Raw genomic sequence first — 14,923 nt, 5'->3', positions numbered from 1 at the left:
TGTCCGCTATTATTACAAAAGGCTATTCCGCAATCGTCACATTCCGCCCATTCAGCGAAATCCGCCTCTGAGCAAACCAGGATACGACCTCCGAGTACAGCCTCTGCTCCACATGATGAATGCGCTCCGCCAACACTTCCGCGGTATCGCCTTCCTTGATCTCAACGGCCTTCTGGGCAATAACGGGCCCGGTATCCATGCCGCCATCCACGAAATGAACGGTAACTCCGGTCAATTTCACACCATAGGCAAGCGCTTGTCCAATCGCGTCTTTACCGGGAAAAGCAGGCAGCAGAGAAGGATGAATGTTGATGATTCGGCCGCTGTAAAACTCCACAAAGGACGGACTTAATAATCGCATATATCCTGCAAGCACAATCAATTCGACACCGCGCTGCTGAAGCTCTACTGCAATATTCCGTTCATACTCTTCCTTCGAGGCATACTCCTTCGGCTGGAATACAAAGGTATCCACATTCGCCGCTGCCGCCAGCTCCACCACGGGAGCCTGCGGCTTGTCGCATACCAAAATGCAGATATCGCCGCCCAAGGCACCGCTTAACTGCGCATCCACCAATGCCTGAAAATTGCTGCCCTTCCCGGAAGCAAAAACGGCTATGCGAAACGGACTCATTAAACCTCAGCTCCCGTGAAGGTTACGATACGCTCGCCTTCCGTCACTCGGCCGATCACGTAAGCCTCTTCGCCAGCGGAACGAAGGAATTGAAGCGTCCCGTCAGCATCCTGTTCCTTAACGACAAGAACCATGCCGATTCCCATATTAAATGTCGTAAACATATCCTTGTTCGAAATCTTGCCTTTCTCCTGCATCAGCTTAAAGATCGGCAGAATCGGCCAAGCGCCGTATTCGATGTCGACATTGACGCCATCCGGCAGCATGCGCGGAATATTCTCGATGAATCCGCCACCCGTAATGTGCGCCATGCCCTTCACTTCGATCTCGTTCAACAAACCAAGCAGCGGCTTCACATAGATTTTGGTTGGCGCGAGCAGCACGTCGCCAAGGCGTCCTCCCAATTCGTGAATCTCTTGCTGCAGCGAATAGCCCGCATCCTCCAGAAGCAGCTTGCGTACAAGCGAGAAGCCGTTGCTGTGCACGCCGCTAGAAGCAAGTCCAATCACCGTGTCACCCGCTGCGATATTCAACCCGTTGATCATTTTGCTTTTGTCGACAATCCCGACGGTAAAGCCTGCAATGTCATACTCGCCTTCACTGTACATCCCCGGCATTTCCGCGGTTTCGCCGCCGATCAGCGAACAGCCGGCCTGGTTGCAGCCGTCAGCAATTCCTTTGACAATGGATTCAATCTTGGATGGAATGACCTTGTCACACGCCAAATAGTCGAGAAAAAAGAGCGGTTCTGCGCCTTGCACCACAATATCGTTCACACACATCGCCACTGCATCGATACCGATGGTATCGTGTTGATCCATCGCAAATGCGAGCTTCAGCTTTGTGCCGACGCCATCCGTGCCTGAGACGAGTACCGGCTCTTCATATTGGTCTTTATTCAGCTTGAACAGTGCGCCAAAACCACCCAGATCTGTCATGACCTCCGGTCGGAAAGTCGTTTTGACATGCTTTTTCATCCGCTCTACCGCTTCGTTGCCTGCTGCGATATCCACGCCTGCTTGTTTGTAAGTATCAGACACGCGCTCAACACTCCTTTTTCGTTATGACGAAAGTATCCGTTCACACAACATTTATGGCCTTAATCAATAATCAGCTTAAAGGGTCTTCCCAAGAAAACGGCTGTCCGCTGCAATTCTAGCAGCTGCAGCCCATTTTCTCTTCCCCGTTAAAATCAATCTGTGTCGGGTAATCATTGTCAAAACACGCCATACACAAGCCGCCCTTATGGCTGTGCTCATCATAACCGCCAATAGCAGATATGAGTCCATCCGGGCTCAAGAACGACAGGGAGTCCGCATTGATCTCACGGCAAATCTCCTCGACGCTTTTCTCAGATGCAATCAGTTCTCTGCGATCCGGTGTATCGATACCATAGAAGCAAGGATTCTTGAATGGCGGCGACGTAATCCGCACATGCACTTCGGTAGCGCCTGCCTCACGAAGCAGGTTGACGATCCGGCGGGACGTCGTACCTCGCACGATGGAGTCATCAATCATCACTACGCGTTTGCCTTCCACCACGCGCCGTACAGCGCTCAGCTTCATCTTCACGCCCTGTTCGCGCAGCTCCTGGCTCGGCTGGATGAACGTACGTCCAGTGTACTTATTCTTGATCAATCCGAGCTCATACGGAATGCCCGTCTGTTCGGCATAACCAATCGCAGCTGAAATGCTGGAGTCTGGCACGCCTGTGACCACATCCGCATCCACGAACGATTCCAACGCCATCTTGCTGCCCATCCGTTTACGGGCTGAATGCAGATTTGAACCGTTCAGATCGCTGTCCGGACGGGAGAAATAGATGTATTCCATTGCGCATAGCGCTTTGCGGCCGGCTTCCGTGTAACGCTCTTCACGCAGACCGTTTCTATCCAGAATAAGAAGCTCCCCTGGAGCGACATCACGTATGGCTTCCGCCCCGATCACTTCAAGCGCGCACGTCTCGGACGTGAAGATATACGCATCGCCAAGACGTCCCATCGTCAGCGGACGGAGTCCGTTCGGGTCCGAAGCGACAAGCAGCTTGTCGTTTGTCATGAGCAGGAAGGCGAATCCGCCGACCAGTCGCTTCAATGCATCCTTGGCTGCCTCGACAAAATCCTTGGGCGATCGTGCAATCAGATGCGCAATAACTTCCGTGTCACTCGTCGTCTGAAAAATGGAGCCCTCCATCTCCAGCTCACGCCGAAGCTTCGGCTCATTCACGATGTTGCCGTTCGTGGCAATCGCCAGATTGCCCTCACGGTATTTGAAGACAAGCGGCTGCGCATTCGTCAGCCGACTGTCGCCGCTGGTCGAATAACGGACATGCCCGATCGACATCCCGCCCTTCAGCGATTCCAGCTTATCCTTGTCAAACACTTCCTTCACAAGCCCCATGCCGCGGTGATAATTGAAGTTCTCACCATCGGCCACGCAGATCCCTGCGCTTTCCTCCCCGCGATGCTGGAGGGCGTGAAGCCCGTAATAGGAAAGGGAGGCGGCATCGGGATGCCCAAACACCCCGAATACGCCGCACTCTTCTTTTAATGTATCAAATATATCGCTCTGACCTGTTCCCTCATTGTAGTAATCCCCTGTCCACAGTCCTTCGGGCATCAGTTCATGAGACATGGAATGGCATCCTCCCAGACGGATTTCAAAGCCTCCACGGATTCTTCCAGCGCAGAAGCACCGTTAATGTTAATGCTAAGCTTGCTTCCGCCAACGAAACCAAGTGCCGTAAATGGTACGCCGGCTTCTTGCAGAAGCTTCTCAAGCGCGTTCTTATGATCAGCCGATACCGACAGCACGATCCGGGATTGACTCTCGCTAAACAGCGCCACATCGCTGCGAAGCTCGGTCGACCATTCGACCGTTGCACCGACATTGCCGCTGATGCAGCTCTCGGCGAGTGCTGCTGCAAGGCCGCCCTCCGACACGTCATGCGCGGATTGAACCAGACCGGATTGGATCGCCTTCAGTACGCCGTCAAGCAGTTTCTTCTCGGTACCGAGGTCAAGCTTCGGCGGTCTGCCTTCCGACACCCCATGAACAACCGCTTGGAACTCACTGCCGCCCAGTTCTGCAAGGGTATCGCCCAGCAGATAAATCACATCGCCTTCCGCCTTGAAAGCTTGTGTCGTAATATGATCCGTATCATGGATCAGACCGACCATACCGACAACCGGCGTCGGGTAAATCGCGCCCTTCGTGTTCTCGTTATAGAGGCTGACATTACCGCCAATGACCGGAGTTCCGAGCTCGCGGCAAGCCTCGGCCATGCCGTCAACGGCTTTTTCCATCTGCCAGAATATTTCCGGCTTCTCCGGGCTGCCGAAGTTCAGGTTATCCGTAATGGCAAGCGGCTCTGCGCCGGAGCATACGATATTGCGCGCAGCTTCGCTGACCGCAATTCTGCCGCCCCGCTCGGGATCGAGATAGACATAACGGCCGTTGCAATCCGTTGTCATCGCCAGCGCTTTGCGTGTTCCATGAACCGTCACGACAGCGGCATCCGAACCCGGACGAACCGCCGTGCTGGTACGAACCATGTAGTCGTATTGATTGTATACCCATGCTTTGCTTGCAAGGCTTGGTGAGCCCAGCACCTTCTTAAGGGCACCGCCCAAATCCTTCACTTCTTCATAACGAAGTGTATCCACGGCCGCTTGCTCTTTATAGTAAGCCGGTTCCTGGGATGGTTTATCATAGATCGGACACTCGTCAACAAGTGCTTTCACCGGCATGTCGCCCACCACTTCATCATGGTGGATCAGCTTCAGGCGGCCATCGTCCGTTACCTTGCCGACTTTGGCACAGATCACGCCCCACCGGTCGAAGATTTCGCGAGCTTGAGCTTCATCCTTCGGCTCTACCACGAACAGCATCCGTTCCTGGGATTCCGACAGCATCATTTCATAAGGCGTCATGCCCTCTTCACGCTGAGGCACCTGGTCCAGGTACAGTTCAAGACCATTGCCGGCTTTACTTGCCATTTCCGCACTGGAGCAAGTCAGTCCAGCCGCGCCCATATCCTGAATGCCCAGCACGATGCCGGAATCGATCAGCTCCAGGCAGGATTCCATGACCAGCTTCTCCATGAACGGATCGCCGACCTGAACGGCCGTACGGTTCGCTTCGGATTCCTCCGTCAGCTCAACGGAAGCGAAGGTCGCGCCGTGTATGCCATCGCGTCCGGTTGGAGGTCCAACATAGAAGACCGGATTGCCTACCCCTTTTGCCACACCGCGCTGAATCTTGTCATGGTCGATAATGCCGACACACATCGCATTGACCAGCGGATTGCCTTCATAACTCTCATCGAATACAACCTCGCCGCCTACCGTCGGGATTCCGATGCAATTGCCATAACCTGCAATACCGGATACAACGTGCTCGAACAAATATTTCACGCGATCGCTCTCGAGCTTGCCGAAGCGAAGCGAGTTCAGGATCGCAACCGGTCTTGCCCCCATAGAGAAAATATCGCGTATAATGCCGCCCACACCCGTTGCTGCGCCTTGATAAGGCTCAACCGCAGACGGATGGTTGTGGCTTTCGATTTTGAATACAACCGCCTGGTTGTCGCCGATATCCACGATCCCTGCGCCTTCGCCCGGTCCCATCAGGACGCGCGGACCGCTTGTCGGGAAGCGGCGAAGAAGCGGCTTGGAATTTTTATAAGCACAATGCTCGGACCACATGACACTAAACACGCCGATTTCCGTGTAATTCGGTTTGCGTCCCATGAAGGAACAGATCAGCTCATACTCGCTGTCCGAAACTCCCATCTGCTTGTAAATCTGAAACTCTGCGATCTGTTCTGCTGTCGGTTCCTTAACGGACGTTTGCTGCGCCATGAGTATCCCTCCATGCCTGTAATATGGATGTGAACATTGCCTTGCCGTCATCCGAGCCGAGCAGACTGCTCACCGCGCGCTCCGGATGCGGCATCATGCCGATTACGTTGCCGCGCTCGTTGCAGATGCCTGCGATATCCTCTACCGAGCCGTTCGGATTGTCTTGATACGTAAATACGATTTGCCGGTTGTCCCGGAGCTTTTGAAGCGTTTCTTCATCACAGTAATAGTTGCCTTCACCATGGGCGATCGGAATAACAATCTCTTGTCCTTCTGCATAATCGCGCGTAAATGGCGTCGTATTATTGTTCACTTTCAGCACACTGTCATGGCAGCGGAATTTCATCGAATCGTTGCGGCGCAGAGCCCCTGGAAGGAGTCCCGCTTCCGTCAAAATCTGAAATCCGTTGCAGATGCCAAGAATATACTTGCCCTCTTCCGCCGCCTTCGCCACTTCATTCATAACCGGGGCGAACCGGGAAATCGCACCACACCGCAGATAATCTCCGTAGGAGAATCCGCCGGGTACCAAAATACAATCATATGGGGAAAGATCGGTTGCCGTATGCCATACGTAATCCACCGGCTGACCAATCGTCTCTTCTACCGCCTTATAACAGTCAATGTCGCAATTCGAGCCAGGAAAGACCAGCACTGCAAATCTCATCGGTTTAGCCCTCCAATTCATAACGGTAGTTCTCAACCACCGTATTGGCCAGAAGCTTCTCGCACATTTCTTTCACACGCTGCTCGGCTTCCTCACGGTTATCCGTACCCAGCTCAAGCTCCATATATTTACCGATGCGAAGACTCTCTACTTCCTTATATCCGATTGAATGAAGTGCACCCTGTACCGCTACCCCTTGAGGGTCCAATACGCTCTGTTTAATCGTGACGTAGACCTTTGCTTTCAACATTGTTTCCTGTTCCTCCTCGGTATATATGAATGAAATGGTTTATAAAAGCTTACAAGCTGACACCCGTGATTCGGCTGTAAATATCAGTGTAGCGGCGTGTTGTTTCCTCCACCACGGCTTGCGGCAGGGGACCCGGTTCACTGTTCTTATCCCAGTCGGACGAAGCGAGGTACGTGCGCACCGGCTCCTTATCCATACTGTCAATTTCAATGTCGAGCGCATAATGGTTCACATCCCAGAAACGGGAGGAATCCGGCGTAAAAATCTCGTCGATCAGCACGATCTCTCCATCGATCAAACCGAACTCAAATTTGCAATCTGCCAAAATAATGCTGTGCTTGCTGCAATAGTCGCGGGCGAACTTGTAGAGCATGAGACTGCGATCCTTCAGCTGCAATGCCAGCTCTTCACCGACAAGCTCTTGCATCCGATCAAGCGAAATATCTTCATCATGACCGACATCGTTCTTGGCAGCCGGCGTGAAGATCGGCTCGGGAAAAGCCTCATTCTTGCGCAGGCCCTCCGGCAGCTTAATCCCGTTAATCTCGCCCGTGGACTGATACTGCCTCCAGCCGCCGCCGGTAATATATCCGCGGACGACGCATTCGATATCGATGCGCTCGGCTCTGCGGCACACCATGATTCGGCCATCGAGCAGCGCCTTATCCTTGACGGCATCACCCAGGAGATTCACGTCCGTATGCACGACATGATTGCTGATAAGCTGTTCCGTTTGCCCAAACCAGAAAGCGCTCAGCTTGTTCAGCACGGTTCCTTTGGCCGGTACAGGCGGCTCCAGCACATAGTCAAAAGCGGAAATGCGGTCGGTGACGACGATGAGTACATGCTCCCCCAGGTCGTACAATTCACGCACCTTGCCCTTGTACAGCAGCGGTACGTTGACCAGATGAGTGGCGGTCGATAATGCCGGTAATGTCATGTGTTCCTCCCCTTGGGGCGACGTATATCTCAATCTGAGACTGTCGCTCCCTGTATTTCTGTCGGATGAAAAATAGAATGCTCAGTATCATGTGGACTAAAGATCTTTAGCTTGTTCATCACTACGAATGCGGATTGTTTTTCCGATCCCTGTTGCCCCCAGATTTCCATGAATATGATTCAAAGGTTAAAATCCGGGGACAAAGGGGACCGCTATCGCTTCTACAAAACAATTCCGCCTTCTCCGCTGTAGAACTTCTTATACCGACATCCTTACTCCAGCCCCAGCTTGGCAAAAATCGTATCCACATGCTTCAGGTGCCAGCTTGGATTAAATGCATCCTCAATCTCCTCAGCGCTGAGCACCTCGGTGATCTCAGGCGTGGCTTCCACGATCTCGCGGAATTGGCGCTGCTCTTCCCATGCCTGCATAGCGCGCGGTTGAACGGTATCGTACGCTTGCTCGCGGCTGAAGCCTTTGTCGATCAGCTTCGTCAGGATTCGGCCCGAGAAGGGAACACCATAGGTGCGAGCCATGTTGCGCTTCATGTTCTCCGGGAATACCGTCAGGTTCTTCACGATGTTGCCAAAGCGGTTCAGCATGTAGTTCAGCAGCATCGTCGCATCCGGCAGGATGATGCGCTCTACCGAGGAGTGGGAGATATCCCGCTCATGCCAGAGCGGCACGTTCTCGTAGGCGGACACCATGTGACCGCGAATGACGCGCGCCAGGCCCGAGATGTTCTCCGAACCGATCGGATTGCGTTTGTGCGGCATCGCAGAGGAACCCTTTTGACCTTTAGCGAATGCTTCTTCTACTTCGCGAACCTCACTCTTCTGCAATGCGCGAACTTCAGTTGCAAACTTCTCAAGCGATGTAGCGATGAGTGCCAGGGTTGCCATGTATTCCGCATGACGGTCACGCTGCAGCGTCTGGGTCGAGATCGGCGCTGCCTTCGTGCCGAGCTTGCGGCATACGAATTCTTCTACGGAAGGATCAATGTTGGCATACGTTCCGACTGCCCCCGAGATTTTGCCGTATTGCACGCCGTCAGCCGCATGGCGGAAGCGCTCCAGATTGCGGATCATCTCTTCATGCCACAGCGCCATTTTCAGACCAAACGTTGTAGGTTCTGCATGAACGCCATGCGTTCTGCCCATCATCGGGGTATGTTTGTAGGCCAGTGCCTTCTCTTTCAAAATGCCGATAAAACGCAGGATGTCCTGCTCCAAAATATCGTTGGCCTGCTTGAGCAGATACCCCATCGCGGTATCCACCACGTCCGTCGAAGTCAATCCGTAGTGGACCCATTTGCGTTCCTCGCCCAGGCTCTCCGATACCGCGCGGGTAAAGGCGATGACATCATGGCGCGTTTCCTGTTCAATCTCATATATCCGATCCATATCAAAAGTCGCATTCTGGCGAAGTTTAACGGTGTCTTCCTTCGGAATGACGCCAAGATCTGCCCATGCCTCACATGCGCACAGTTCCACTTCCAGCCACGCTCTGAATTTGTTCTCCTCGGTCCAAATCGCTCGCATTTCCGGTCTGCTGTAACGTTCAATCATCGTTTAATCCTGCCTCCAAATATTCGTTTTCTCTATCCATTCCAGGGCGGCATCCACATCCCCGCACAAGAGGTTGATATGTCCCATCTTGCGGTTAAGCTTCGCCTCGCTCTTGCCGTACAGATGAAGCTTAGGCACAACACCCAGAGACTCTGCCAGCGTATCCTCATTCCCGAAGCGCTGCACGACCTCCTCCAGATGCTGGCCGAGCACGTTCACCATAACAACCGGGCTCAGCAGCGTGGTATCTCCGAGCGGCAAATTACATATGGCTCTCACATGCTGCTCGAATTGGGAAGTTGAGCAAGCCTCCATCGTGTAGTGGCCCGAGTTGTGCGGACGTGGTGCAAGCTCGTTCACATACAGCTCGCCATCCTCGGTCACAAACATCTCCACGGCCAGCAGGCCAACCGCTCCTAAGCCTTCAGCCACGCGTTCCGCGAGCTGACAGGCCCTGCGCTGAACGTCGCTTTGCACGCGCGCAGGTACAACCGACAAGTGCAAAATATTGTTGACGTGCACGTTCTCTGCCGGCGGAAAGCTCTTCACAATACCGCTTGGGGTGCGTGCAGCGATCACGGAAATCTCGCACGCAAACTTCACGAACTTCTCCAATACGAGCTCCGTTCCGCTGGCTGCCAGCTCCCTGTAAGCCGACTCCAGCTCATCCTCGCTGCGGAGAACCGCCTGCCCTTTACCATCATAACCTCCCGTAGCGGTCTTAAGCACGCACGGAAGTCCAAGCTCAGTGGCGGCGGACTGCAAATCTGTAAGGCTTGTTATCTCACGATACGGCGCAACCGGCACGCCCGCGGCTTCAATTGCCGCCTTCTCACGCAAACGGTGCTGCGTGATATAGAGCAGCTTGCTTCCTTGCGGAACATAAGACTGCTCCTCCAGAAGCTTGGCCACGCCCGCATCGACATTCTCGAATTCGTACGTAATGACATCAGCACTCTCTGCCAATTGACGTGCAGCTTCAACATCATCGTAACCTGCCGTAATCTGCTCAGCCATCTGACCGAGCGGCGAGTTCGGCGCCGGGTCCAGCGTGACGAACGAATAACCCATCCGGATGCCGTACAGCGCGATCATTCGTCCAAGCTGGCCGCCGCCCAGAACGCCAATGACGGAACCAGGCAAGAGCTTTTTACCGGATCCGGTTGTCTGCTGTGTTCCGTTCTCCATCATATGTTATTGCTGCTTTCCAGCACTTCGTCACGAATTCGGTCACGACGCGCCTGCACTCTTTCACGAATCCCTGCATCCGAAGTACCCAGTATTTGAGCTGCGAGAAGTCCAGCGTTAGTGGCCCCCGCTTTTCCGATGGCTACGGTGGCTACCGGAATGCCCCCTGGCATCTGTACGATCGACAGCAATGAATCCAGACCCTTCAGCGCTTTGGATTTAACCGGAACGCCGATGACCGGCAATACCGTCTTTGATGCAACCATGCCAGGCAGGTGCGCGGCTCCACCAGCTCCGGCGATAATGACGCGAAGCCCCCGGCCCTCCGCTTCCTCGGCATAACGGAACATCAGGTCCGGTGTGCGGTGAGCAGATACGACTTTTTTCTCATACGGAATTTCAAGCTCGTCTAACACCTCGCATGCATGGGACATCGTATCCCAATCCGATTTGCTTCCCATAATAACTCCTACTTGTGCTGACATGAGTTACCCCCGCTTTCATCGAAATTCGACAATTCGTTGCTGACCACTGAAAAAAAAGTCCGATCCCGTAAACACAAAATCTGTGCAGGTCTCGGACATACAAGGATTACGAACGCTGCTGCTACAAGCAGAAGAGTCATGCGCATCCGCCGCCAAAGAGGCAAACATGAAGTCAATCCCCGTTGTTGCCGCACCGTTTGTATTCCCTCGTAGTCCGAAAATTTACGGTTTTCGGGTAGAGACTTCCGGGCCATATCCCCGGTTTTATACGAGAAATATTAAATTTCATCAATCACGCTTCATAAGTTATTTTGAACCTCAACATCCTCAGTTTATCAATTTCTGACACCCAGTGTCAACCTAAACACGAACAATCAGATTTGCATAAAAAATAATGTTCGTATCTAGCGAGTGAGCAATGAAGACAGCTAACGGTTATTAGCCGTTAGGGCACGCTCAACATTGTGCGCGATGCAGCGCTGTGCTGACGCATCGTAATTCCAATCGCTGTTAAACACGGGAAACTGGATTAAACAATATAGGGATGTTTCCCGTGTTTAAAGGCGAACGCTTCGCTTCTCCATCAACGATTCGTCCGCTCCGCTGGAGCATATTCAATGGAGATTTTTTTGCTGCTGCATTGAGGGTAAGGGATTAGTATTATCGCAGAATAAAATAAGACCGTATTCTGCTCTTTAATTGTAGTTACTTACACGAAAGATGGGGGCGAGTGTCGAAATCTTATCATCCGACATCTGGGGGGAGTTTATCTTGCGAGATAAGAATGGAAAGCCTCTGACGTTTATACTGTCTTATCTTTATTAAAAAAGGGACGCTCTCAGCGTCCCCAACAACATTATTTCACGACCAATACCGGAACCGTTGCATGCTGCACCACGTTATGGCTGACACTCCCGAGCACAAACTCGCGAATACCGCCAAGACCGCGGCTGCCGATAACAATCAGGTCACTGCCGTTCTGATCTGCATACTCCAGAATAACTTCAGCCGGTGGACCCTGAATCATCTCCACTTGACCAGGCACGCCAGAATTCTCAATCCGCTCGCGGATCTCCTCAGTCGTCTGCACGGCAAGATCATAAACATCTTTATTGAGTGAAGCTGGAATCGGAGCTAGCCCTTCCCCAACGAAAAAACGCGGAAAATCGTAAGCATGAATGACATCCAGCGTAGCTCCCGGCGTTACCTTCGCAAGTTCAACCGCACGTCCGAGTGCTTTATTTGCTGCCTTGGAGCCGTCGTAAGCTAGAAGAATTTTAGTAAAAAGCATACAGGCCACCTCTTTCTGTTGTTAAAAGACCTACTACTTATTATTAAACAACTTCATACCCCTATGAAACGAGCTAACTGACTTGCTGTTCGGCTGTCCCCTTATGTAAAAACCCAGGCTAATCCGACTTCAACCCCAGAAGTACGTGTACAGCGCAACGTTCACGATTAATAACAGCGGTACTCCGATTTTAAAAGATAAATGCCGTGTCTTGTGACGTTTGCGGTACATCGCAATCCATACGCCCAAGGCACCGCCAATTGCAGCCAGCAGAAAGAGCGTTTTCTCCGGAACACGATCCCGTCCCAACCGGGCACGCCGCTTATCCTCGGACATGACCAGATAGGCTACCGCATTGATAAAAATAAACCAAACGATCAGTGCAGGTCTCACGTTGGCTCACGCACCCCCATTTCAACTGATCGATGCTGCTCAATCAGCCATTAGTTCTACCATCATTATAAAACCGCAGGCTAATGAAGACAATGCCCGGCTAATGAGCCCTGCCGCCGCTCATTCGCGAATGCCATCACGAGGACACCGGTTTGCCGGCAAGAACCGACTCCCCGATGCCCAGCACAATGACAACTAAGATCATCGAATCATTCGACAAAGCTCAAGATTCATTCTTGGGTATTTCGTTCAGGCTTGGAACATAGTCTGCAGCCTTTTTCGGTTTGAGGGTTTTACTCTCCTCAAGAATGCTTGATTTGTTCTGCTGATTTTCGGTTTTTCTCGCTTTATGATTCGGCATGCAAATCACCTCCTGTCCGTAGAATGGGCCATTGCGCCGGAGGTTATGCTAACAGCGACAAGAAAAAAGCATTTCGAGCATCTGAGGTCTCATAAACAGTCGACTACTCCTTGCCCTTCTGTTCAAGAGCTGCTTTCAACAGGTCGCCCAGATTCGAACCGATCGACTCCTGTTTGCTGAATTGCTGCACGAGCTTCCGTTCCTCCCGTTTGTTCACATGCTTGGCGTCCTGCTTCAGCGTTTCGGTAATGCCGCAGCCAAGGCACTGCACAAACATTCCCGCCTTGCCTTCTTTCATCTCCATCTTCTTATGGCACTGCGGGCAGCGACGGTTTGACAGACGTTTCTCACCGGAACGCTTATAACCGCAATCTTCGCTCGGGCAAACCAGCAGCATGCCGCGCTTGGTCTTCTTCTCCAGCAGCCTTGTACCGCAGTCCGGACAGTGGCTGTTCGAGACATTATGCGGCTTATATTCCGCGTCGCTTCCCTTAACGTCGGTGACCAGTTTCTTGGTCATGTCCCGAATGCCGCGCAGGAACGGCTCCGGCTTGCCTTGCCCCTTCGCGATCCGCTCCAGCTCAGCCTCCCAGCGTGCCGTAAGCTCCGGTGTTCTCAGCTCTGGAGCGACAAGCTCAATCAGCTGCTTGCCTTTACCTGTCGGATGCAGAGATTGCCCCTGGCGTTCGATGGTGTCGGAGCTGACCAGCTTCTCAATGATGTCCGCCCGGGTCGCAGGTGTTCCAAGACCGTGCTTCTCCATCTGTGAGAGCAGTGCCGCCTCGTTGTAGCGTTTGGGCGGCTGTGTCCGTCCCGGTTTCAGCACGCAGCGGACCTCCTTCACCGTCTCTCCTTCCTTCAGTTCAGGCAGGAGTTTGCCTGAGGAGGCACCCTGAGCATCCTCAGGCTCATCATCGCCGTCATCATCATAATCGCCGCCATAGACCTCACGCCATCCGCTGTCCTTGATCGTTGTCCCTTTCGCGTAGAGCAGCTCCCCTTCAATCTGCACGGTTACCGATACGTTATCGTACCGGGCAGGAGGATAGAATAGGCTGATGAAGCGGCGAACGATGAGATCGTACAGCTTCCGCTCATCAACAGATAACTGGTTAAGCAGCACGGTTTGCTCGGTTGGAATGATTGCATGATGGTCCGTTACCTTGCTATCATCCACGACCCGTTTGCCTGGCGATATATTTTTGCGCAGCAATGGACGTGCAAGGGATGCATAAGGTCCTATCGCAATGCTCGACAATCTCTCCTTCAACGTCCCCACCATATCGGATGTCAGATAGCGGCTGTCCGTACGCGGGTAAGTGACCAGCTTATGCTGTTCATACAGGCGCTGCAGCACATTCGAGGTCTGCTTGGCCGAGAACCCGAACCTGCGGTTGGCATCCCGCTGCAGTTCGGTCAAATCGTAAGCCAGCGGATGCGGCTCGTTTTTCTCGCTCTTCTTCACGCTGGTGATTTTCCCGGTGCTGCCTTCCAGCTTCGACTTCAGCTTCGCGGCCTTATCCTTCTCAAACAGACGACCGTCTCCGCCCGCCGGACGCCACGAAACCTCGAAGCTTCCCAGATCGGCCTGCAGTGTCTCATACTCTTGGGAGCGGAAATGGACAATCTCCTTCTCACGATCCATGATCATTCCGAGCGTTGGCGTCTGAACCCGGCCGGCCGATAGCTGAGCATTGAATTTGGTCGTAAGCGCACGCGTCACATTAAGGCCAACCATCCAATCGGCTTCCGCCCGGCAGCGTGCGGACTCATACAGTCGATCAAACTGCTGTCCAGGCTTTAGCGATGCGAACCCTTCCTTGATTGCCTTATCGGTTTGGGAAGAAATCCATAACCGCTTGAACGGCTTGTTCCACTTCGCCATTTTCAGAATCCAGCGTGCAAGCAGTTCCCCTTCGCGGGCGGCATCGGTAGCAATGATCATCTCCCCGACATCCTGGCGCTTCATCAGATGCTGCACCGTCTTGAACTGGTGGCTGGTTTCCTTAAGCACTTTAAGCCTGGTGTTATCCGGCAGGATCGGCAAATCCTCCAGCACCCAGGTCTGATATTTCTTATCATAATCCTCGGGTTCTGCAAGACCGACCAAATGCCCAAGCGCCCAGGTCACAATATATTTCGGTCCTTCAAAATAATTCTTCTGCTTCTCTCGGCTGCCCATCACTCTGGCAATTTCCTTCGCGACGGACGGCTTCTCAGCCAATACTAATACTTTCATAGCCCTCCCCTTCCTCTGTTCCCTTATTATAACCTCCCTTCGTTT

Annotated in this window: 14 protein-coding genes and 1 riboswitch; all 14 genes read right to left on the bottom strand. The window is 53.0% G+C overall.

Translation table 11 applies throughout. From position 1 onward, the window contains the following. Positions 1–22: 22 nt before the first annotated feature. Complete coding sequence (purN, locus tag PGL02S_RS24890) at positions 23–634, bottom strand: phosphoribosylglycinamide formyltransferase (RefSeq protein WP_036640875.1); 612 nt, start codon at positions 632–634, stop codon at positions 23–25. Continuing rightward, complete coding sequence (purM, locus tag PGL02S_RS24885; RefSeq protein ID WP_036640876.1) at positions 634–1,674, bottom strand: phosphoribosylformylglycinamidine cyclo-ligase; 1,041 nt, start codon at positions 1,672–1,674, stop codon at positions 634–636. The genes purN and purM overlap by 1 nt, the downstream gene beginning before the upstream one ends. A gap of 115 nt (positions 1,675–1,789) precedes the next feature. Further along, on the bottom strand, positions 1,790–3,268 hold the full coding sequence (gene purF, locus PGL02S_RS24880) for an amidophosphoribosyltransferase (protein WP_006208288.1): 1,479 nt from the start codon (positions 3,266–3,268) through the stop codon (positions 1,790–1,792). Continuing rightward, on the bottom strand, positions 3,253–5,496 hold the full coding sequence (gene purL, locus PGL02S_RS24875; protein WP_036640877.1) for a phosphoribosylformylglycinamidine synthase subunit PurL: 2,244 nt from the start codon (positions 5,494–5,496) through the stop codon (positions 3,253–3,255). Before purL ends, purF begins: the two co-directional genes overlap by 16 nt. Next, positions 5,474–6,163 carry a phosphoribosylformylglycinamidine synthase subunit PurQ gene (gene purQ, locus PGL02S_RS24870; RefSeq protein WP_036640878.1) on the bottom strand — a complete coding sequence of 230 codons (690 nt, stop codon included), beginning with the start codon at positions 6,161–6,163 and terminating at the stop codon, positions 5,474–5,476. The genes purL and purQ overlap by 23 nt, the downstream gene beginning before the upstream one ends. Before the next feature lie 4 nt (positions 6,164–6,167). Then, a complete protein-coding gene (gene purS, locus PGL02S_RS24865) occupies positions 6,168–6,413 on the bottom strand; it encodes a phosphoribosylformylglycinamidine synthase subunit PurS (RefSeq protein WP_006208285.1) in 246 nt (81 codons plus the stop codon). 49 nt (positions 6,414–6,462) lie between these two features. Next, positions 6,463–7,353: a phosphoribosylaminoimidazolesuccinocarboxamide synthase gene (locus tag PGL02S_RS24860; protein WP_036640879.1), complete on the bottom strand. Its 891-nt coding sequence runs from the start codon at positions 7,351–7,353 to the stop codon at positions 6,463–6,465. Positions 7,354–7,625: 272 nt separating this feature from the next. After that, a complete protein-coding gene (gene purB / locus PGL02S_RS24855) occupies positions 7,626–8,921 on the bottom strand; it encodes an adenylosuccinate lyase (protein WP_006208283.1) in 1,296 nt (431 codons plus the stop codon). 3 nt (positions 8,922–8,924) lie between these two features. Then, positions 8,925–10,112 carry a 5-(carboxyamino)imidazole ribonucleotide synthase gene (gene purK, locus PGL02S_RS24850; RefSeq protein WP_036640880.1) on the bottom strand — a complete coding sequence of 396 codons (1,188 nt, stop codon included), beginning with the start codon at positions 10,110–10,112 and terminating at the stop codon, positions 8,925–8,927. Then, on the bottom strand, positions 10,109–10,594 hold the full coding sequence (gene purE, locus PGL02S_RS24845; RefSeq protein ID WP_036640881.1) for a 5-(carboxyamino)imidazole ribonucleotide mutase: 486 nt from the start codon (positions 10,592–10,594) through the stop codon (positions 10,109–10,111). The genes purK and purE overlap by 4 nt, the downstream gene beginning before the upstream one ends. A gap of 190 nt (positions 10,595–10,784) precedes the next feature. Further along, positions 10,785–10,886: riboswitch (purine riboswitch) on the bottom strand. Positions 10,887–11,450: 564 nt separating this feature from the next. After that, the gene (locus tag PGL02S_RS24840; RefSeq protein WP_036640884.1) at positions 11,451–11,885 is read right to left on the bottom strand and encodes a universal stress protein; all 435 of its coding nucleotides are present in this window, start codon (positions 11,883–11,885) and stop codon (positions 11,451–11,453) included. A gap of 129 nt (positions 11,886–12,014) precedes the next feature. Then, entirely contained in the window at positions 12,015–12,278 is a 264-nt protein-coding gene (locus PGL02S_RS24835; protein WP_036640885.1) for a DUF1294 domain-containing protein, read from the bottom strand. A gap of 223 nt (positions 12,279–12,501) precedes the next feature. Continuing rightward, positions 12,502–12,639: a hypothetical protein gene (locus tag PGL02S_RS28405; protein WP_006208278.1), complete on the bottom strand. Its 138-nt coding sequence runs from the start codon at positions 12,637–12,639 to the stop codon at positions 12,502–12,504. Between the two features lie 103 nt (positions 12,640–12,742). Continuing rightward, positions 12,743–14,878 (bottom strand): DNA topoisomerase III, encoded by a 2,136-nt coding sequence (locus PGL02S_RS24830; protein WP_036640886.1) that lies wholly within the window; start codon positions 14,876–14,878, stop codon positions 12,743–12,745. Positions 14,879–14,923 lie beyond the last annotated feature (45 nt).

It is taken from the genome of Paenibacillus glucanolyticus NBRC 15330 (genome assembly GCF_004000885.1).
Lineage (GTDB): Bacteria > Bacillota > Bacilli > Paenibacillales > Paenibacillaceae > Paenibacillus_AQ > Paenibacillus_AQ glucanolyticus.
Note: the sequence above shows the minus strand (reverse complement) of the source record. Positions and strands in the feature narration are given on the sequence as shown.